The sequence below is a fragment of the Eubacterium uniforme genome (assembly GCF_900167115.1).
GTDB lineage: Bacteria > Bacillota > Clostridia > Lachnospirales > Lachnospiraceae > Eubacterium_S > Eubacterium_S uniforme.
On record NZ_FUXZ01000005.1, the window covers coordinates 97142 to 119601 of the forward strand.

Consider the following 22460-nt stretch of genomic DNA (forward strand, 5'->3'; position numbering starts at 1 on the left):
AAATGATTTTTGATAGGAGTATATTAACATGCTTATAGAATTAGACAAGATAGATAAAATAGTGATAGATGATAATAACTTGTGTATTATTATGGTGATAATTGATACCATTGAACCGTGGGTAGTAGATGCACCAAAAGGACTGTTTGATTTTAAACAAAAGAAAATTGTGGAAGATAAGAAGTTAGAGCATCTTGTTTATCTAAATAAAAAAGTTGGAAATTATATTAATTGTATTGGAGCAAATGCTGTGAGCAATTTCTTCCCAGATCGAGAAGATTTAGCAAAATATAATTATATAATTGAGGTTATAACTAACTTTGACCCTGATAAAGAATATTTAGAAGCCATAAATAAGATGAATCAGTTTTATAGTAAGCAAACTGATAGAATTAAAATTGTTCAAGAAACAAGAAAGATTAATAGTTAGGATTTATTATGAATAAGAATTTATACTGTGAAAAAATTGAAAAGATAATTCCAAGTGATGTTTTATGGATTATAGACATGCTTGAAAATAGAGGATATGAAGCATATGCCGTAGGTGGTTGTGTTAGAGATTGTATAATGGGTGAAGCACCTAAGGATTGGGATATTACAACATCTGCGAAACCTATGGAAGTAAAGTCCATCTTTAGAAAGACAATTGATACTGGTTTACAGCATGGTACAGTTACTGTAAGAAAAGGTGGAGAAAGTTACGAGGTTACAACTTATAGAATAGATGGTGATTATAGTGATGGCAGACATCCTGATAGTGTAGAATTTACTTCGGACTTGAAAGAAGATTTAAAGCGTAGAGATTTTACAATTAATGCCATGGCTTATAATCCAAAGAATGGAATTATAGATGAATTTGGTGGCATTGAGGATCTTGAAAGAAAGATTATCAAATGCGTTGGGATAGCTCATGAGAGATTTACTGAAGATGCATTAAGAATACTTAGAGCTGTAAGATTTGCTGCAAGATTTGGATTTGAGATTGATGATGAAACTCTAAAGGCTATGGAAGAGCTTGCGCCTAATCTTGAACTTATTAGTAAGGAGCGTATTAATGTTGAACTTGATAAGCTTCTTATAAGTAGCCATCCAGAGATGTTTAGAACTTTATATGAAACAGGAATTACTAAGGTGATTATGCCAGCATTTGATGAAATGATGAATACAGAGCAAAATACTCCTTATCATGATTCATCAGTTGGTGAACATACATTAAAAGTTTTGGTTAATATAAAAAATGACCATTATCTTAGATGGGCTGCTCTTTTCCACGATATGGGTAAGCCACTTTGTAAAACAACGGATGAGGAAGGCATTGATCACTTTAAGGGACATGCAAAGATTAGTAGTGATATGGCAAGAAAGGAACTTAAAGACCTTAAGTTTGATAATGATACAGTGGATATTGTTACTAAGGTGGTTGCTTGTCATAGTGATTTGACAGGTAGTTTTCCAAATACTGACAAGGCTTTAAGAAGAGCAGTAAGTCGAATAGGAAAGAAGTATTTCTCTTACTTTTTAGAATTGTTTGAAGCAGATTTAAATGGTAAGAGTGAGTATGGAAAGGCTAGAAGCATTGAAACTTTAAATTTTGCTAAGGAAGGTTACAAGAGAATTCTTGAAAGAGAGGATGCTTTAGAAATAAAGGATTTAAAGATAACAGGTAATGATTTGATTAAACTTGGCATGAAGCCAGGAGTGCAAATGGGTGAGTGTTTAAAGCATTTGCTGGAAGTGGTTGTAGATGAACCAGAGCTTAATACATATGAACAGTTGGAAACAATAGTTAAAGAAAAGTATTTATAAAACACTATTTTGTGTTAAATCTTGTAATTTCTAGCGATGTATTATATAATTATAAGCTAGTGGATTTATGTGTAAAAGTAGGGGTTTGCGCATAAAAACATAATAGGAGAGCCAAAGAAAAAGAGAAAATAAATCTAACGATATGTTAGTGAAATGGAGGATAACATGAATTACACAGAGGCATATAAAGAGTGGTTATCAAATCCTTACTTTGATGAGGAGACAAAAGCGGAGCTTAGAGCTATTGAAGGCGATGATAATGAAATTAAGGAAAGATTCTATACTGAACTTGAATTTGGTACAGCTGGTCTTAGAGGTATTATCGCTGCAGGAACTAACAGAATGAACAAGTATATCGTAAGACGTGCTACACAGGGTCTTGCAAATTACATTCTTTCACAGAATGGTCAGGATAAGGGTGTTGCAATTGCTTATGATAGCAGACATTTTTCACCAGAATTTGCTGATGAAGCTGCACTTTGTTTAAATGCAAATGGAATTAAGGCGTATGTATTTGATTCACTTCGTCCAACTCCAGAATTATCATATGCAGTTAGAGAACTTAAATGTATCGCAGGTATTAACGTTACAGCTAGTCATAACCCACCTGCATATAATGGATATAAAGTATATTGGGAAGATGGTGCACAGATTACACCACCTCATGATAAAGGTATTATGGATGCCATTAAGGCAATTAAGGATTTTTCAGAAGTTCTTACAATGGATAAGGAAGAGGCTAAGTCAAAAGGCCTTTACAATGTAATTGGTAAGGACATTGATGATTCATATATTGAAAGACTTAAGAGTCAGGTTAAGAACCCTGAAGTGATTAAGGAAATGCAGAAGGACATCAGCATTGTTTACACACCACTTCATGGTACAGGTAATATTCCTGCTAGACGTGTTCTTAAGGAAATTGGTTTTGAGAATGTTTATGTTGTTGCTGAGCAGGAACTTCCTGATGGTAACTTCCCTACAGTAAGTTATCCAAACCCAGAAGCAGCAGAAGCTTTTGAACTTGCACTTAAGCTTGCTAAGGAAAAAGATGCTGATTTAGTTTTGGCTACAGATCCTGATGCAGACAGACTTGGTGTATATGTTAAGGATAAGAATGGTGATTACAAAGTACTTACAGGTAATATGTCAGGTAGCTTACTTGCTGAGTATGAAATCAGCCAGATTAAAGAAAAGAGTGGTATTCCAGAAGATGGTGCTTTAATTAAGACTATTGTTACAACAAACCTTGCAGATGCAATTGCAAAGTCATATAACATTAAGCTTATTGAAGTACTTACTGGTTTCAAATATATCGGTCAGCAAATACTTGGTTTCGAAAATAGTGGAAAGGGCACATACCTCTTCGGTTTTGAAGAAAGTTATGGTTGTCTTATTGGAACACATGCAAGAGATAAGGATGCTATCGTAGCAACTATGGCTCTTTGTGAAGCAGCTGCTTACTATAAGAAGCAGGGCAAGACACTTTGGGATGTTATGCTTGATATGTATGAAAAGTATGGCTATTACAAAGATGGTATTAAGGCTATTGAACTTGCAGGTATTGAAGGACTTGAAAAGATTAAGCAGATTCTTAATACTCTTAGAGATAATACTCCAACAGAAATCGCTGGATATAAGGTATTATCAGCAAGAGATTATGATAAGGATACAGTTAAGAACTTAGAAACTGGCGAAGTTACAACAACAGGACTTCCACAGTCAAATGTACTTTACTATGATTTATCAGATAATGCATGGTTATGTGTTAGACCTTCAGGTACAGAACCTAAGGTTAAATTTTATTATGGTGTTAAGGGAACATCATTAGAAGATGCTGATAAGAAGAGTGAGGCATTTGAAAAAGACTTAGTAGAAATGATTAATAAGATGCTATAAATTACTTGAAATTTATTGTGAAAATATATGTGCCTACGTGGATGATAAAAATATTAACCATCCGCGTGGGCATTTGAGTTCAAATAATGTTTGTTATGCGGAGTGGATATGCAAAAAATTTACGTTAAGGCTTATGGCAAAATCAATCTTGGACTTGATGTTTTAAGGAAAAGAGAAGATGGTTACCATGATCTTAGAATGATAATGCAAACAGTTGGAATCTATGATGGAATTGAAATTAGACGTGTGAAGAAAAGTGGAATTCACATTAAATGTAATGTTAAGTCAGTTCCTACGGATGAATCCAATTTAGTATATAAAGCTGCTAAACTATTGATGGATGAGTTTAATATTATTGATGGTTTAGAGATTAATATTGAAAAAGTTATTCCGGTTGCTGCTGGTATGGCTGGTGGAAGTAGTGATTGTGCTGCAACACTTGTGGGTATTAATCGTATGTTTAATATTGGACTTAGTGAAACGCAGCTTCGTGAAAGAGGCGTTAAACTTGGGGCTGATGTTCCATATTGTATTATGGGTGGAACTGCTCTTGCTGAAGGAATTGGTGAAAAGCTTACTAAGCTTAGTGACGCACCATCATGTAAAGTGCTTTTAGTTAAGCCACCTATTGATGTTTCAACTGGTTTTGTATATGGAAATCTTAAGATAGATGAAAATACAAAGCATCCGGATATAGATGTTATGCTTAAAGGTATTGAGAATAACGACTATAAGGCAGTTTCAGATAATATTGGGAATGTACTAGAAAGTGTTACAATTCCGGCATATCCTATTATTAGCGAGATAAAAGAGGATATGTTAGAGCTTGGTGCTGACAATTCACTTATGAGTGGAAGTGGACCAACAGTATTTGGCCTTTTTACTGATGAGGATAATATTGCACAGGCCTATAAGGTTTTAAGCATTAAGTATCCTGATGCACAGATATATGTAACAGAACTTGTATAATTTCAGCAAATGTAATTGGCTTACATAAAATGCTGATTTGGAGGAAAATATGAATGATTTAAAGCAGGCACCTGTTGGAGTTTTTGATTCAGGTGTTGGCGGACTTACAGTTGCAAGGGAAATTATGAGACAGTTACCTGATGAACGTATTGTTTATTTTGGTGATACTGCAAGAGTTCCTTATGGTAGTAAGTCAAAGGAAAATATTTTAAAATATTCAAGACAGATAGTTAAATTCCTTAAGAGTAAGGGAGTTAAGGCAATTGTTGTTGCTTGTAATACAGCTTCAGCTTTGGCACTTGATGAAATTAAGGATGAAATAGATATTCCAATTATTGGTGTGGTTAAACCTGGTGCTAGAACTGCGGTTAGATCCACAAAGAATAAGAGAATTGGTGTAATCGCAACAGATGCAACTATTAAAAGTGAACTTTATACAGAGTTTATTCATGAACTTGATAGTGATATTACTGTTGTTGGTCAGGCATGTCCTTTGTTTGTCCCTTTAGTTGAGGAAGGCATGCTTCATGATGAAGTTACTGATGAGATGGCTAAAAGATATTTAGCAGGTCTTAAGACAGAAAACATTGATACTCTTATTTTAGGTTGTACTCATTATCCACTTCTTAGAAGTACAGTGGGTAGAATCATGGGTGATAAGGTTACTCTTATTAATCCAGCTTATGAAACAGCCATGAGACTTAAGGAATTACTTGAGGATAAGGATTTGAAGTTTGATGGTAAGCTTAATATGGATGAAAATGAGAAGTATGAATTTTTCGTAAGTGATGCTGGTGGAAAGTTTAGAACATTTGCTAATTCCATACTTCCATTTGATATAGATACTATTACTCAGGTTGAGATAGAAGAATATATTGTATAAGAAAATTATGTTAACCATAATAGATATTTATACAGAAATATGATTAATATGAATGAAAAGATAAAAGTACAGATTACAACTATTCATAAGACTGATGAGGGAGAGTTTCCTATGTCGGTCATTGCGGATGGAAATTATAAAAAGATAAATGATACTCATTATGTTAACTATGAGTATAAGGATGAGGAAAGTGGTGCCATTACCAAGGCCTTGATTAAGGCAGGTGGTGATAGAGTAGAAGTTATTAATAATGGAGACTTTAAGTATAAGATGGCATTTGCTAAGAATGAGGTACGAGATTTAGATACAGATGTTGGAGGTCTTGTACTTAGTTTAAAGCAGGTTACCAAAGAGGTTTACATAACTGAAGATGGTGATGACTTACTTATCGAAATGGAATATGAATTATATCAGGGAGATGAATTAACATCATCCTGTGATATGAAAATAAACATTTTAAGGAGGATTCAATGAATTTAGCGATTGGAACAGCGGGAACAATTGCCATAGTATTACTAGTTATCATGCTTATAGCACTTGCTGTATTAGTGGTAGTTGGTAAGAAGGCGCAGAAGAGACAGGAAGAAAATGAAAAGGCGATAGCAGAAGCAGCTCAGGATATGAAGCTGTATATTATAGATAAGAAGAAGGGCAAGATAACGGATGCAAATTTACCAAAGGGTATTATGGAAAGTATTCCTAAGATGGCAAAACTTTCAAAGATGCCACTTGTAAAAGCAAAGGTTGGTCCTAAGATTGTAACATTTATTTGTGATGCAAAAGTATTTGAAACATTACTTCCAAAGCAGGAAGTTATGGCTACAGTAAGTGGTTTGTATATCACTAAGGCTAGAAGACTTAAGGGCCCTGTATATCAGAAAGAAGATAAGAAAAAGAAAGGTCTATTTGGTCGTAAGAAATAATGATTAGATTAATAATTGTTGCTTTTGTAATTATCTCTCTTTTAGTTTTGAGTATTCCATTATATGGGTTATATTGCATAATTGGCCTGTTTAATAAGAAACTTAAACAAAAGATATGTTTAATTACAATACAGATAGCATTTAAATTCATATTATTATTATGTGGAACAAGGATTACTGTTAAGGGTAAGGAAAAATTACCTAAGGGTGCAGTTTTATACGTTGCAAACCATAGAAGTATTTTTGATATATTTGTAGGATATGCAAAGGTTGATAGATTGACTGGTTTTATTTCTAAGAAGGAAATAGAAAAATTCCCATTATTACCATGGTGGATGAAGTCATTAAATTGTTTATTCCTTGATAGAAGTAGTGCAAAAGCTGGACTTAAGACAATTCTTCAGGCTATAGATTATGCTAAGAATGGTACATCAATATTTATATTCCCTGAGGGAACAAGATCTAAGGATGGAACTGTAGCAGAGTTTAAGGCTGGAAGTTTTAAGATTGCAGAGAAATCTGGTGTTCCAGTAGTACCAGTTGCATTCTATAACACAGAAAGTATTTTTGAAAAACAGAAGCCGTATATTAAGGCGGCTAGGGTAACCATGGAATATGGTGATCCGATATACATTGATGAACTTCCAAAGGAAGAAAAGAAAAAGGTTAGTGAAATGGCCAGAAATTCTATCTTGGATATGCTAAATCAGAAATAGATACACGTAAATAAAGGTATTCAATATGCATGAGAACTGGTAATTCAGTTCTCATGATGTATATTGGGAAAGTTTAGGATGGGGCTATGGAAGAGAGACATATAATTGATTGTCATACTCATATACTTCCAGGAATTGATGATGGAAGCGGAAATATAGATATGACAAGGGAAATGCTAAAAATAGAAAAAAGAGACGGTATTACTGACATTGTTTTTACGCCTCATTTTTATGCTAGTAGGAATTCAATCACTAGATTTTTGAATAAACGTAATGAAAGTTTTGAAAAAGTATTAAAAATACTAAGTGATGTAGGTTTTAATGAAAAGAACTTATATTTAGGTTCTGAAGTTTACTATTTTGAAAATATGAGTAAGGCTGAAGATTTAGATAGTCTTTGTATTAGCGGGACAAATTATATTTTAATTGAGATGCCATTTGCTCAATGGACAAAGAAAAATATAGATGAGATAGAGTATATCATTAATGACAGAAAACTTAATGTTATTCTTGCGCATCTTGAAAGATTTTATAAATTTCAAAAGGATAAAGAGCACTTTGATAGGCTACTTAGCATGGATCTTTTGATTCAGCTTAATGCGGAAGCTTTCCTTGGTGGCTTTTTCCAAAAAAGATGGGTTGATAAATTGCTTGTAAAACATGATAATATTTTGTTAGGAAGCGATTGCCATAATTTAAGTACAAGAACGCCTAATTTAGTAAAGGCTAGGGAGCAAATACGAAAGAAACACGGACAGGATGTCCTTGATAAAATAGATGAAAACGGTAAGAGGATATGCCATGAATAAGAAAAATATTAAGGTTGTTTGTGGAATAATTCTTGCAGTACTAGTAGTGGGGGCATTTGCTGGGATTATATATTTCTTCGAAAAAGAATCTGATAAAGCAAATGCAAAAAGCATAAGTAAGCAGACTGAACAAACAACAGAGGATACAAATAAGGATAACCCTGGTGGGCTTACTAATTATGTCGAAATAGGGGATACACTTTATAAATATACTGATGATGTAGAAAGTTATCTTGTTATTGGTACGGATAATTCTGGTAACGAAAATGTGAAGGATGAATCGTATCGAGGAACAATGGCTGACTTTTTATTGTTATTGGTAATTAACAAAACCAAGAACGAATATGGATATATTCAGTTTAACAGAGATACCATATGCGATGTTAAAGAGGTTGACAGTACTGGTGAAGGCGAAGGAATGGAAGAACTTCAGTTATGTACTGCCCATTGGTATGGTAAGGATAAAGAACAGTCCTGTGAGAATACAGTGAATTCAGTATCACTTCTTTTGGGTGAACTAGATATAAATGGATATTATTCTGTTAGTATGAAAGACATTTCAAGCATTAATCATTTGGTTGATGGCGTTGAAGTTAAGATAGAAGATGATTTGACTAAGGAAGATGCAGCATTAAAAGAAGGAAGCGTTGTTAAGCTTACTGATGAACAGGCAGAAAAGTATATAAGAGCTAGAATGGGCGTTGGAGATGGTGATAACATATCCAGAATGCGAAGACAGCGTACATATATGTCAGCATATTTTGATAAAGCTAAGGCTATGTTTAATGATAATCCTAAATTTATTAATGAGGCATATAAGGATATGACTGATAAGGCAGTTACTGATATTAACGGAAATGAAGCTTCTAAAATAGCAAATATGCTTTCAAAAATGACAAGCAAGGGTATATTTACCTTTGATGGAGAAAGTAAGCTTGGTAAAAAACTTGGTGATGGTTTAGAACATGCTGAGTTTTATGTAGATAAATCGTCAATTATTGAAGTGTTAAAAACATTGTATTGTTTAGAGATAGATAATTAATATGGTGAACAATAAATTTATTTATATTGATATGTCATTGTATATAAGCAGATTAAGGACGTTTTTATATTAGTATAATAAATCAGTTTTATAAACACGGTTTATAGGGAACTCTTTGAGTGATTATAGGTTGATTATTTTACGGAAAAAAGATAAAATAGATAGGTATGAGTATATAGGTAAGGAGAAGGAATATGAATTCAAACAAAAGCAAGAATTACAATCCGAATGATGAAGTAGAAATCGATCTTCTCGAATTATTATATTATTTTAAGGGAAAATTGTTATTTATAATTGCAGCATTTATTATTGGTGCTGTCATTGCTGGATCTATTACAAAGTTTGCAATTCCTAAAAAGTACACTGCAACATCAACAATGTATATGGTTTCAGCATCGACTAATTCAGTAGTAGATATTAGCGACTTAAATATAGGTAGTGCATTATCAAGCGATTATATACAGATTATGCAGTCAAGACCGATAGTTGAAGGCGTTATTGCTGATTTGAAACTTGATTATACATATTCACAGGTTTTATCAATGATGAATTTATCAGTTGTACATGATACTCGTATTGTTAAGATAAGAGTTACATCTACAAAACCTGAAGAGGCTAAGAATATAGCGAACGAACTTGCAGAGAAAACAAAGGATCAGATTCCACATATTATGGAAGCACCTGAACCAAATATTGTTGAATATGCAGTTGTTCCAAAAGTTAAGAGTTCACCAAGTATGACAAAGAATGTTATTATTGGTGCAATGCTTTTAACTATTTTAGTATTAGGAATATTAACATTCTTATTTATAACAGATGATACATTAAAGACAGCTGAGGATGTTGAAAAGACATTCGGTATTATACCACTTAGTGTAATACCAGAAGGTAAGCTTGAAGAAGTAAGTGGAAAGTAGGATTGATTATGAATAAGAAGATTGTATTTGGAAAGAAATATGAACTTCCATATGCTCTAGAAGAGTCAATTAATAGACTTAGAGTTAATGTGGGATTTTTAGGAAATGATATAAAAAAGATAATGATAATTAGTTCTGAACCTAATGAAGGAAAGAGTTTTGTAGCAACAAATCTTTGGAAACAGATGTCTATGGCGGGAGAAAAATCATTATTGATTGATTGCGACATGCGTAATTCTGTTTTGCTTAGAAATTATGGAATTAAGGAAGCTAGTAATGGAAAACTTAGAGGAACATCTCATTATTTGTCAGATTCATCAAAGATAGAAGATGTAATTTACAGTACAGAATATGAAAATGGTGATATATTACCAAATGTTGATAATGTAATTAACCCATCAATGCTTCTTGAAAATAAGAAGTTTGATGAAATGTTAAAATATGCTGAAGAAAACTACAGATATGTATTTGTTGATGCACCTCCATTAGAACTTGTATCCGATGGTGAAAGCATTGCTAGTAAGTGTGATGGTGTCATTTTATGTATCCGTGGTGGAGTTACATCAAAACAGATAGTTAGAAATTCTATTAGTAGACTAGAAAGAGCGGGATGTCCAATACTTGGTGTTGTTTTAAACCGTGTAAATTCAACTAAAAAAAGATACGGTAAGTATTATGGTAAAAAATATTACTATGGCAAAGAAGGAAAATAGTTTCTGTTTTGCTTGAAATTTATTTATAAAATTAATGTCAAAAAATATAAAATAAAACTTGAAATTATGGTTAACAAGTCTTATAATAATTTTATCTAGGGAATCTAGAGTGTAATATGGTTACGGAAAGGAGGAGGAATAATGCAGAAGATTCTTAAGAGAGCAGCAACATTGGCTCTTGCATCTACTCTTGTACTTGGTACAGTTCCTGCTATGGCAGCTGATAATACTACAAAGAGTCCTACACAGGCTAAGGAAGATCAGTTCGTAGCTAAGAAAGTTAAAAGAATTATATATTGGTATAATACTACAACTAAAGGTACTGCTACAAGTTTTAAAGTAATCAAGAATAGAAAGAACGTTAAAGTTGCTCCAATCGTAGATTACGTTATTTGTAATGGCAAAAAGTATAAAGTGACTAAGGTGGGTAAGAATACATTTAAAGGATGTAAGAAAATTAAGAAATTTAGTTATAGACCTACTAAGGCTTTAAAATTTGCTAAGGGAGCATTCAACGGCGTTGATACAAAGAAAACAGTTTTTATTGTTAACAAGAAAATGAAAGCTTCTCAGTTCAAACTTCTTAAGAAGAGATTAAAGAAAGCTGGATATAAGGGAACAGTAAAAAAAGGTAAAGTTAAAGCATAAATAAAAAAGAACACTTCGGTGTTCTTTTTTATTTTACTTACTTGACAAAGAGTATATAATTAGGCTAAAATAACAAGGTATATAAACAAAGAAAGACTTTGATGGAGACAGTAGTTTAATTTTGAAAGTCAAAGCGAGTCCGGGATGGTGAGAGCCGGATATGAATAGAAATCAAAACGAACATCACTCCGGAGTTGCAGCCCGAAGTTTTTAGTAGGCGCTGACGGTTTTCTCCCGTTACAGAGGACACATATTCAAGGAACTCTTGAGCATGATGTAATAGGTGGTAAGCGATAGAATCGTCCTATTATGGACGGTTTTTTTATTTATAAAGAAAAATAAGTGAAAATCCAAGAAGGAGGAAGCATATGTATAATAAAGTATCTACTGATCTCAATTTTGTTGATAGAGAAAAACAGGTAGAAGAATTCTGGAAAGAAAAAGATATCTTTAGAAAGAGTATGGAGAATAGAAAGGAAGGAGAAACTTATACTTTCTATGATGGACCACCAACAGCGAATGGTAAGCCACATATTGGTCACGTTCTTACTCGTGTAATTAAGGATATGATTCCAAGATATCAGACTATGAAGGGTAAATTCGTTCCTAGAAAGGCAGGATGGGATACTCATGGTCTTCCTGTTGAACTTGAAGTTGAAAAACTTTTAGGTCTTAATGGTAAAGAACAGATTGAAGAATACGGTATGGAACCATTTATTAAACAGTGTAAGGAATCTGTATGGAAATACAAGGGTATGTGGGAAGATTTCTCAGGTACTGTAGGTTTCTGGGCTGATATGGATGATCCATATGTAACATATGATGATAACTTTATTGAGTCAGAATGGTGGGCTCTTAAGGAAATCTGGAATAAAAAATTATTATATAAAGGTTTTAAGATTGTACCTTACTGTCCACGTTGTGGAACTCCTCTTTCTTCACAGGAAGTTGCACAGGGCTATAAGCTTGTAAAAGAAAGATCTGCAATTGTTAGATTTAAGGTTAAGGATGAGGATGCATATTTCCTTGCATGGACAACAACTCCTTGGACATTACCTTCAAACCTTGCACTTTGTGTAAACCCAGAGGATACATATATTAAAGTTAAAGCAGCTGATGGCTTTACATATTATCTTGCAGAAGCTCTTGCAGATACAGTATTAGGAAAATTAAAAACTGAAGATGCCCCTGCATATGAAGTATTAGAAACATACAAGGGTACAGATCTTGAATATAAGGAATATGAACCATTATTTGAATGCGCTAAAACAGTTGCTGATAAGCAGCATAAGAAAGCATTCTTCGTTACATGTGATTCATATGTAACAATGAGTGATGGTACTGGTATCGTTCATATCGCTCCTGCATTTGGTGAAGACGATGCAAATGTTGGTAGAAAGTATGAACTTCCATTTGTTCAGTTCGTTAATGAAAAGGGTGAACTTACAGAGGAAACACCATTTGCTGGTAAGTTCGTAAAGGATGCTGACAAGGATGTACTTATCGATCTTGATAAGAGAAATCAGCTTTTCGATGCTCCTAAGTTTGAACATGATTATCCACATTGTTGGAGATGCGATACACCACTTATCTACTATGCTAGAGAATCATGGTTTATTAAGGTTACAGAAGTTAAGGATCAGTTAGTGGCTAACAACAAGACTGTTAACTGGATTCCACAGTCAATCGGTGAAGGTCGTTTTGGTAACTGGCTTGAAAACGTTCAGGACTGGGGAATTTCAAGAAATAGATACTGGGGTACACCACTTAATATCTGGGAATGTGATTGCTGTGGTAAGCAGGAAGCTATCGGAAGCAGAGCAGAACTTGCAGAGAAAACTGGTAACCCAGATTCAGCAAATGTTGAATTACATAGACCATATATTGATGATGTTACATATAAATGCGAATGTGGCGGTACTATGAAGAGAGTACCAGAAGTTATTGACTGCTGGTTTGACTCAGGAGCAATGCCATTCGCACAGCATCATTATCCATTTGAAAATAAGGATTTATTTGAACAGCAGTTCCCTGCTAAGTTCATTTCAGAAGCAGTTGACCAGACTAGAGGTTGGTTCTACTCACTTATGGCTGAATCAACACTTCTCTTTGATAAGGCACCATATGAAAATGTTATCGTTCTTGGACATGTACAGGATGAAAACGGTCAGAAGATGAGTAAGTCAAAGGGTAACGCAGTAGACCCATTTGATGCACTTAAAGAGTATGGTGCAGATGCAATTAGATGGTATTTCTATATCAATAGTGCTCCATGGCTTCCAAATAGATTCCACGGTAAAGCAGTTATGGAAGGACAGAGAAAGTTCTTAGGTACACTTTGGAACACATATGCATTCTATGTTCTTTATGCTGACATTGATGAATTTGATCCAACTAAGTATAGTCTTGATTACGATAAATTATCAGTTATGGATAAATGGGCATTATCAAAGATGAACACAATGGTTAAAGCTGTTGATGAAAACCTTGGTAATTACAGAATTCCTGAAGCTGCTAGAGCTTTAGATGAATTTGTTGATGATTTAAGTAACTGGTATGTAAGAAGATGTAGAGATAGATTCTGGGCTAAGGGTATGGAACAGGATAAGATTAATGCATATATGACTTTATATACAGCACTTGTAACTGTATGTAAGGCAGCAGCTCCTATGATTCCATTTATGACAGAGGAAATCTATCAGAATCTTGTTGTTAATGTTGATAAGACAGCTCCAGAGAGTATTCACCTTTGCGACTTCCCAGAAGTTGATGAAAAGATGATTGATTCTACTCTAGAAGAGAACATGGATAATGCTCTTAAGGCAATTGTTCTTGGTAGAGCTTGTAGAAATGAATCTAATATTAAGAACAGACAGCCTATCGGCAAGATGTTCATTAAGGCTGAGTTTGACCTTAATGATTACTATAAAGAAATTATTGAAGATGAATTAAATGTTAAGGAAGTAGTATTTACTCAGGAAGTTAAAGACTTTACTTCATATACATTTAAACCACAGCTTAAGACAGTTGGTCCTAAGTATGGTAAGCTTCTTGGAAAGATTAAACAGGCACTTACAGAAGTTGATGGTAACGAAGCTATGGATACACTTAATGCAGAAGGAGCACTTAAGTTTAACTTTGATGGTGAAGAAGTTGTTCTTTCAAAAGAAGATTTACTTATCGATGAAGCTTCACAGGAAGGTTATGTAGCGAACAGTGATAACGGCATTACAGTAGTACTTGATACAAATCTTACACCAGAGCTTATCGAAGAAGGTTTTGTAAGAGAAATCATTTCAAAAATCCAAACTATGAGAAAAGAAGCTGGATACGAAGTAATGGACAAAATCGAAGTAGCAGTTTCAAATAACGATAAGGTTACTGAAATTGTAAAGGCTAATAAGGATAAGATTGCTTCAGAAGTTTTAGCAAATGATATTTATTTTGAAAGCTTAGATAAAGACAGCAAATACGAAAAAGAATGGAATATCAATGCTGAAATGGTAACACTTGCAGTTAACAAATTATCATAAGAACCTGGGGAGGTAGTAATATGAGAACTGGTCTTATAAATGATGTTGTTGAACTTACTAGTGAACAGTTTAAGTTTAAAGTATCAGAAAATGCAAAGAATATTTTTAGAAAAACTATTGATGAATTAGATGATCGTCAGAAGTTTCAGGCTGTAGCATATGCCGTTAAGGATGTAATCATTGATGAATGGATTGCTACACATAGAGTATATGATAAAAAAGATGTAAAGACAGTTTACTATTTATCAATGGAATTCCTTATGGGTAGAGCACTTGGCAATATTATCATTAATCTATCCTGCAGGGATGAAATAAAGAAAGCCATTAAAGAGTTGGGACTTGATATCAATGTTATTGAAGATCAGGAACCAGATGCAGCTCTTGGTAATGGTGGTCTTGGAAGACTTGCAGCGTGCTTCCTTGATTCACTTGCAACACTTGGATATCCAGCATATGGTTGTGGTATCAGATATAAGTATGGCTTCTTCCAACAGAAGATTGAAGATGGATATCAGAAGGAAGTACCAGAGGACTGGTTAAGATATGGTAATCCATTGGAAGTTAGAAGAGATGAATATGCGTGTGAAGTAAAATTTGGTGGATATACAAGAACATTTACTGATGAGAATGGCAGAAGCCATTTTACACAGGATGGATATCAGTCAATTAGAGCTATCCCTTATGATTTACCAATTGTTGGTTATAGCAATAATGTTGTTAATACACTTAGAATCTGGGATGCAGAACCTTTGGTAAGCTTTAATCTTGATGAGTTTGACAAGGGTGACTATCACGCAGCAGTTGAGCAGGAAAACCTTGCAAAGACTATTACAGAAGTATTATATCCAAATGACAATCACATGTCGGGTAAGGAATTAAGACTTAAACAGCAGTATTTCTTTATTTCTGCCAGTGTTCAGACTGCAGTTAAGAAGTACATGGATAAGCATAAAGACATAAAGAAACTTCATGAAAAAGTAGTATTCCAGATGAATGATACTCATCCAACTCTTACAGTTGCCGAGCTTATGAGAATCCTTATGGATGTTTATATGCTTGAGTGGGATGAAGCTTGGGAAGTTACAACAAAGTGTGTTGCTTATACAAACCATACAATTATGAGTGAAGCTCTTGAAAAGTGGCCTATTGAATTATTCTCAAGATTACTTCCAAGATGTTATCAGATTATCGAGGAAATCAACAGAAGATTCTGTATTTCAATCGAAGAAAAATATCCTGGTGACAGAGGTAAGGTTGAGCGTATGGCAATTATTTATGATGGGCAGGTTAAGATGGCTCATCTTGCAATTGCAGCTGGATTTTCAGTTAATGGTGTGGCAAGACTTCATACAGAGATATTAAAGAATCAGGAACTTAAGGACTTCTATGAGATGATGCCTGAGAAGTTTAATAATAAAACAAATGGTATCACACAGAGAAGATTCTTACTTCACGCTAATCCACTTCTTGCAGAATGGGTTACAGGAAAAATTGGTGATGAATGGATTACTAATTTATCACATATTAAAGAACTTGAAGTTTATGCTGATGATAGAAAATGTCAGAAGGAATTCATGAACATTAAGTATAAAAACAAGAAGAGACTTGCAGAATACATTAAGAAACATAATGGAATAGATGTTGACCCACGTTCTATATTTGATGTTCAGGTTAAGAGACTTCATGAATATAAGCGTCAGCTTCTTAATATCTTACATGTTATGTACTTATATAATGAGATTAAGGAGCATCCTGAAAAGGAATTTTATCCAAGAACATTTGTATTTGGTGCAAAGGCAGCTGCAGGATATAAAATTGCCAAGCTTACAATTAAGCTTATTAACAGTGTTGCCGATGTAATTAATAATGATGCATCCATAGAAGGAAAACTTAAGGTTGTATTTATTGAGGATTACAAAGTATCAAATGCTGAGATAATATTTGCTGCGGCTGATGTATCTGAACAGATTTCAACAGCTAGTAAGGAAGCTTCAGGAACTGGTAATATGAAGTTTATGCTTAATGGTGCTCTTACACTTGGTACAATGGATGGTGCTAATGTAGAAATAGTTGAAGAAGTTGGTGAAGAGAATGCATTTATTTTCGGCCTTTCTTCTGATGAAGTTATTAACTATGAGCAGAATGGTGGATATGATCCAATGAAGATATTTAATGAGGACATGGATGTTAGGAAGGTTCTTATGCAGCTCATTAATGGATTCTATGCACCAGATGATCCTGAAAGATTCAGAGATATTTATAATTCACTTCTTAATACAAAGAGTACAGATGTTGCTGACAGATACTTTATCCTTAAGGACTTTAGAGCTTACATTGAGGCTCAAAAGGCTGTTGAGGAAGCTTACAAGGATGAGAAACGCTGGGCTAAATCAGCTATTTTAAATGTAGCAAATGCTGGTAAGTTCTCATCAGACAGAACAATTGAAGAATATGTTAAGGATATTTGGAAACTTAAAAAAGTTAAAGTTGAAGTATAGTTAAAACTCAACTTAGTTAACATAATATACAAAACTAGTATTGGAAAGTTATCAATCACTTTAGCGCTTGGTTGATGCTACTGATACTAGTTTTTTATTGTAAATATAAGATATATGTTATGTTTTTGTTAGAAATTGTTAAGTTTTTAATTAGTGTGAAAAGGTTTAATTATGTTAACTTTTATGTTATAATATTTTTAAGATTTTTGTGGAAATATAAAATCTGTTACTGTAAATAATGCTAGAGAAACGGGGATACGTATGAAAAAGAATTTTACTAAAAAAGGTCTTACGGCTATTGTATTATTATCTACAGTATGTAGCGTTGAAACGTATACATATTTTAATCAGGTACAGGTATTAAATGAAAAAAAATCTATGCTTGAAAGTGTTGCTAATAAGAAGATTACAAATCAAGTAGCTTCTAATACTGATAATGACATAAAAGTCGAAGTGAAAAAATCCAAGAAAAAGAAACAAAAAATTGAAAAGGAAACTGAGAAATCTACTGAAGTGGAAACATCAGTGGGTACTGGATTAGCTCAGGTTGATGTTGAGGATTCTGTAAGTGATGAAAATCCTATTGAAGTTGAGATTCCAGCGGCTGGTTTTATAGAGGCTGAAGATGAGATTTCTAAGGGGAAGCCAGATGATGGTAATACCGGTGAAACTAAAGCAAAGGAAGAAAGCACTGAAGGTGAATCGACTGAAGTTGAAACTGAACCAGTGGAAGTGGTTAGAGAACCAGTAGTAGAGACTGATCCTAATTATGAAGTTGTGGATGAACTTTACAGAGTTAAAAAGGATACTAAAGAGTTAGTTGGTATCTATATTGATCGTGAAGATGAAACTTTTACTAAGATTGTAATTCCTGCTTGTGTTACAAAGATAGCAGATAGTGCTTTTGATGGTTATAAGTATATTAAAGAAATAACTTTCGCTGAAGGATGCAATGTTAGTAGCATAGGAAAGAATGCATTTATTAATTGTTCATCAGTAACTGATGTGACTTTACCAGATAGTATAACAAGTATTGGTGAAAGTGCTTTTAATAATTGTGGAGCGATGGTTAACATAAAGTTGCCGGCTAAACTTGAAACTATTGGTAAAAATGCATTTGATAAGTGTTTTTCAATTAATGAACTTAGAATTCCTAAAAAGGTTAAAAGTGCAACAGAAATGATGGGCCTTCAGGGTAGTGCTAAAAAGATTATATTTGAAGAAGGTATATCAGAGATACCTGCTGCTATGTTTAGAAATGCACAGGGTGTTAAATCAGTTGCGATGTATAAAGGTGTAACAATTATTAAGAAGCAGGCGTTTATGGGATGTACATCACTTACAAAGATTACATCACCTACGACACTTAAAAAGATTAATCGGGAAGCTTTTAAGAATTGTAGATTACTTAAAAACTACAGCATTAAGCCATCACTATATTATATAGGCCATGAAGCTTTTAGAGATTGTGAAAGCTTAGAAAGTTTGGTTTTAAATAAAACAGTTACTACAATTGGTAGGGATGCATTTGCTGGTGATATTAATTTAGTAGTTAAGGTTGTTGCTAACTCTATGCAGAAGAGATATGCGATAGCTAATAATATTAAATGGACATATACTGATGCTGAAGTTCTTAGAAGAAATTTAAGTTTCCAGGCAAATTCAATGCTTGAAAAGATTGTTAAGAATACTACTGATGAATATGCCTTAAAGAAACTTGAGAAGTATGTTCCTCAAGGGGTATGTAGAGCAGGTAATTACACATTGATTACTGCATATAAGCGAGGTGGCGGAAAGTCAATTATTCTTGTTTATGATAAGTCAGGTAAGTATCTTAAGTGTCTTCAGATACCTAACAGTGATCATGTTGGATCAATATGTGTTGTGAAGAACAGAATAGCACTTAGTCTTAATAATATTTCTTCCTATGACTATTTAGCGATTATTAGTCCTAAGAAGATAAGAGAAACTAAGAACGGTCGTACAATTAAGTATGATTATAAGGTAAAATTATCTGGACATGCTGACTTTACTGCTTTTGATGGTACATATTTTTGGGCAGGACATAGTTTAGATAAGGCAAGTTGTGCTTTAAATGTTTATAAAGTAAAGTCCAAAAAGGTTAAGGTTTCAAATAAGAAGAAAAAGGAAAGACGTATAATTTTTTCTAAGAAATATACATATAGTGTACCAGGTAATATTCAGGGATTGATTATTAATAATACAGGAAAGAACAAGAGAGAACTTATTATGTCACAGTCTTACGGTGTACTTCCTGATTCACATGTATATGTTCACAAAGTAAATCTTAAAAAAGATAAATCAATTGGACAACCAACTGATGTTTATAGACTTCCAGCGATGCTTGAAGGTATAGAGAAGAAAGGTAAATATATGTATTTGCTTTTTGAATCTGCTTCTGGTAAGTATACGGAGGATGATTCACATCAGACAGAAATTCAGATCGATAAATTATATAGAATCAGATATGATGATTTGAATAAATTATATAAAGATTAATAAAAGAGATGGCTGCTTTTAGCAGTCATCTCTTTTATCTGGTATTTAGATTTATTTTGGGTTTTATATATAATAGGAGAATTTAATAACTTTGAATATGTTATTAAAACATATTAATTTTTTACTGTATATTTTATTATTTAATTGTAAAAATTCGAACATATTAGTAGGTATGTGAGTTCTGATTTGATTTTAGCTTTACTACAAGGGAGTATATTAATGATAAATCTTCATCATCTAATTCTGCTATCTTTTCAGTAACCTTTTTAAACAATGTAGATGTATTAGTGTTTAAGTCAAAAAGACTAGAAAGACTTATATCTAATTCAACACATATTTCATATATGGTTTGAATGGATGGAATAACCTTGCCATTCTCCATACTGCTAATATATCCAGCATTTTTGTGGATTCTAAAACTTAATTCTCTTGCAGATATCCCTTTTGATAATCTAATTTGCGTAATCCGAAATATACTCAGTTCAATAAGAAACAATTTCTTATGCGAACACGCTAGAACTACAATGATATCTAGAAAAATAGGAATTAGAACTTTGTTCTGATTTTATATTGATACAATGCATGTATCATATCTAAAGTTTAAATATCTCCTAGTTATATTTAGTTTTATAATATAATTTTATATTTTAATTTATGGATAGGCAATAGTTTTACTATAAGTTTGACAAAAAGATTTATATGGGATAGAATATCTTTCGTAAAGGGGATATTGTTTTAGAGGAATTTGTTAATGAAAAGAAAGACACAGTTAATTTATATAGGACTTTCGATGTTGTCATTTGTACTTGCTGTTTTGGTTATGAAAATTCCTGGGGCTAATAATATTAGTGCAAAGGAAAAGATAAATAATCCTAAAGAGCAAGAAAACAGTGAGATTTATGAAACTAATAATCCACTTGTTGTAAGGAAAACAAAAAAAGTCGACGATAAAGAAACATTAAAAAAAGACTTATATTCTGTTGAAACAGAGGAGAGTCCTGAAACCATGCCAGTTATAGATTCAAATTTTGAAATCATAAAAATAGGTGATAAGAAATATGAATTTTCACGTGACAGTGATAATTCTGTAATTAATCAGGGTGATATAGATTATAATAATTTAGTTGATTTTTCAGCTGATTATCCATTCTATATTAAGGTTAATAGAGCTCTTAATTGCGTTACGGTATATGCCATGGATAAGAAAGGTGAGTATTCCATTCCATATAAGACCATGACATGTTCAACAGGGTTATTTAAGAATAATACACCATTAGGTGATTTTGAAATATACGAAAAATATGATTGGCGTATGATGATTGATGATTCATATGCTCAGTATGCTTCTAGGTTTAATGGAGGTATTATGTTTCATTCAGTTCCTTATTTAGATATGGATAAGGGTATGCTTGAATGGGAAGAATACAATAAATTAGGATCTGCTGCATCACTTGGATGTGTTAGATTACGAGTGGTTGATGCAAAATGGATTTATGATCATTGTGCTGAGGGAACCAAAGTAACGGTTTACGATGATGAAAAAAATCCAGGGCCTTTAGGTAAGGAGATTCTTGATGCCATAGATGAAGATTCTGAATTTAAAGGTTGGGATCCAACGGATGATGATGAGAATAATCCTTGGAACAAGCCTAAGAAAAAGAAGAAGCATAAGAAACATAAAAAGAAAAAAACTAATATTGAATCTGAGTCAAGTACTGAATTAAGTAGTGAAACAGAATCAGTTACAGAAGAATCCACATATGGTTCTACAGCAGAATAGTATTAGTTATTTAACTTAAAAAAATAATATGATATGATAGATACCGGAAGTTGTTTAAACTTCCGGTTTTATATTTAAGGAAGGATATGTTATGGCTAAGAAAAAATATTATGCGGTTTTAAATGGAAGAATTCCAGGAATATACATGGATTGGGATAGTTGTAAAAAGAATGTTGACGGTTTTAAGGGAGCAATTTATAAGAGCTTCCCAACAATAGAAGAGGCTAAAGCGTTTATGGAGGGTGAAACTTCTAGCGTTATAGCAAATGAAACCAAAGTAGGTAATTCTAAAACTAATGTTAATGGAGATGTTAATTTAGATGCTAGTGATAGTAGTAAGGAACATTTCATAGCCTATGTAGATGGAAGCTATAATGATGCTGATAAGAAAGTTGGTCTTGGTGCGTTAATATTTGCTGATGGTAAGGAAATTGAAATATCAAGAGAAGTTGAAGCTGATGATTTAATTTCAATGAGGAACGTAGCTGGTGAAATTAAGGCTAGTGAAGCAGCAATTAAATATGCATTAGAAAATGGTGCAAAAAAGATTACCATTATCCATGATTATGAGGGAATTGCAAAATGGTGCAATGGTCAATGGAAGGCTAATCTAGAAGGAACGAAAGCGTATAGGGATTTTTATTTAAGCGTTAAAGATAAAATAGAAGTAGTATTTGTTAAGGTTAAGGGGCATTCTGGGAATAAGTATAATGATGTGGCTGATAATCTTGCAAAGAAGTCGATTTTTTGATATTCTATTCTTTAAAGTGCTAAATTATTTCGGGAAATAATAGTTTATGAACTATT

At 33.2% G+C, this 22460-nt stretch carries 19 protein-coding genes and 1 other annotated feature; of the genes, 18 read left to right on the plus strand and 1 reads right to left on the minus strand.

What is annotated here, in order from left to right; translation table 11 throughout:
- The first annotated feature begins 28 nt into the window (after window positions 1-28).
- The 16 genes from B5D16_RS04665 (at window position 29) to B5D16_RS04740 (ending at window position 19873) form a co-directional block, all read left to right on the plus strand.
- On the plus strand, window positions 29-430 hold the full coding sequence (locus B5D16_RS04665) for a hypothetical protein (RefSeq protein WP_078765813.1): 402 nt from the start codon (window positions 29-31) through the stop codon (window positions 428-430).
- Between the two features lie 8 nt (window positions 431-438).
- Window positions 439-1806 (plus strand): CCA tRNA nucleotidyltransferase, encoded by a 1368-nt coding sequence (locus B5D16_RS04670; protein ID WP_242942986.1) that lies wholly within the window; start codon window positions 439-441, stop codon window positions 1804-1806.
- A gap of 165 nt (window positions 1807-1971) precedes the next feature.
- The gene (locus B5D16_RS04675) at window positions 1972-3702 is read left to right on the plus strand and encodes a phospho-sugar mutase (RefSeq protein WP_078765814.1); all 1731 of its coding nucleotides are present in this window, start codon (window positions 1972-1974) and stop codon (window positions 3700-3702) included.
- Window positions 3703-3810: 108 nt separating this feature from the next.
- Window positions 3811-4671, plus strand: coding sequence for a 4-(cytidine 5'-diphospho)-2-C-methyl-D-erythritol kinase (gene ispE, locus B5D16_RS04680; protein WP_078765815.1), 861 nt, complete (start codon window positions 3811-3813; stop codon window positions 4669-4671).
- A 49-nt stretch (window positions 4672-4720) separates the two neighbouring features.
- Window positions 4721-5554: a glutamate racemase gene (murI, locus tag B5D16_RS04685; RefSeq protein ID WP_078765816.1), complete on the plus strand. Its 834-nt coding sequence runs from the start codon at window positions 4721-4723 to the stop codon at window positions 5552-5554.
- Window positions 5555-5593: 39 nt separating this feature from the next.
- Window positions 5594-6028, plus strand: coding sequence for a YwiB family protein (locus B5D16_RS04690; protein WP_078765817.1), 435 nt, complete (start codon window positions 5594-5596; stop codon window positions 6026-6028).
- Entirely contained in the window at window positions 6025-6477 is a 453-nt protein-coding gene (locus B5D16_RS04695) for a hypothetical protein (protein ID WP_078765818.1), read from the plus strand. Before B5D16_RS04690 ends, B5D16_RS04695 begins: the two co-directional genes overlap by 4 nt.
- Window positions 6477-7193: a lysophospholipid acyltransferase family protein gene (locus B5D16_RS04700; protein WP_078765819.1), complete on the plus strand. Its 717-nt coding sequence runs from the start codon at window positions 6477-6479 to the stop codon at window positions 7191-7193. Before B5D16_RS04695 ends, B5D16_RS04700 begins: the two co-directional genes overlap by 1 nt.
- A gap of 86 nt (window positions 7194-7279) precedes the next feature.
- Window positions 7280-8002, plus strand: a complete 723-nt coding sequence (locus tag B5D16_RS04705) for a CpsB/CapC family capsule biosynthesis tyrosine phosphatase (protein ID WP_078765820.1) — start codon at window positions 7280-7282, stop codon at window positions 8000-8002.
- Window positions 7971-9044, plus strand: a complete 1074-nt coding sequence (locus B5D16_RS04710; protein ID WP_078765821.1) for an LCP family protein — start codon at window positions 7971-7973, stop codon at window positions 9042-9044. Before B5D16_RS04705 ends, B5D16_RS04710 begins: the two co-directional genes overlap by 32 nt.
- 194 nt (window positions 9045-9238) lie before the next feature.
- Window positions 9239-9961, plus strand: a complete 723-nt coding sequence (locus B5D16_RS04715) for a YveK family protein (RefSeq protein WP_078765822.1) — start codon at window positions 9239-9241, stop codon at window positions 9959-9961.
- 8 nt (window positions 9962-9969) lie between these two features.
- Window positions 9970-10674, plus strand: a complete 705-nt coding sequence (locus B5D16_RS04720; protein WP_078765823.1) for a CpsD/CapB family tyrosine-protein kinase — start codon at window positions 9970-9972, stop codon at window positions 10672-10674.
- Between the two features lie 141 nt (window positions 10675-10815).
- Window positions 10816-11322, plus strand: coding sequence for a hypothetical protein (locus tag B5D16_RS04725; RefSeq protein WP_078765824.1), 507 nt, complete (start codon window positions 10816-10818; stop codon window positions 11320-11322).
- 89 nt (window positions 11323-11411) lie between these two features.
- Window positions 11412-11632 (plus strand) — a binding site (T-box leader).
- Between the two features lie 58 nt (window positions 11633-11690).
- Entirely contained in the window at window positions 11691-14855 is a 3165-nt protein-coding gene (gene ileS, locus B5D16_RS04730; protein WP_078765825.1) for an isoleucine--tRNA ligase, read from the plus strand.
- Between the two features lie 20 nt (window positions 14856-14875).
- Window positions 14876-17353, plus strand: coding sequence for a glycogen/starch/alpha-glucan phosphorylase (locus B5D16_RS04735; RefSeq protein ID WP_078765826.1), 2478 nt, complete (start codon window positions 14876-14878; stop codon window positions 17351-17353).
- A 261-nt stretch (window positions 17354-17614) separates the two neighbouring features.
- Window positions 17615-19873 (plus strand): leucine-rich repeat domain-containing protein, encoded by a 2259-nt coding sequence (locus B5D16_RS04740; protein WP_078765827.1) that lies wholly within the window; start codon window positions 17615-17617, stop codon window positions 19871-19873.
- A gap of 163 nt (window positions 19874-20036) precedes the next feature.
- On the opposite strand, the gene B5D16_RS04745 is transcribed toward B5D16_RS04740, so the two are convergent.
- Window positions 20037-20369, minus strand: coding sequence for a helix-turn-helix domain-containing protein (locus tag B5D16_RS04745; protein WP_159444278.1), 333 nt, complete (start codon window positions 20367-20369; stop codon window positions 20037-20039).
- 255 nt (window positions 20370-20624) lie between these two features.
- On the opposite strand from B5D16_RS04745, the gene B5D16_RS04750 reads away from it, so the two are divergent.
- Both B5D16_RS04750 and B5D16_RS04755 read left to right on the plus strand, forming a co-directional pair.
- Window positions 20625-21653, plus strand: a complete 1029-nt coding sequence (locus B5D16_RS04750) for a L,D-transpeptidase (protein WP_078765829.1) — start codon at window positions 20625-20627, stop codon at window positions 21651-21653.
- A 91-nt stretch (window positions 21654-21744) separates the two neighbouring features.
- Window positions 21745-22404: a ribonuclease H1 domain-containing protein gene (locus B5D16_RS04755; RefSeq protein WP_078765830.1), complete on the plus strand. Its 660-nt coding sequence runs from the start codon at window positions 21745-21747 to the stop codon at window positions 22402-22404.
- Window positions 22405-22460: the final 56 nt, after the last annotated feature.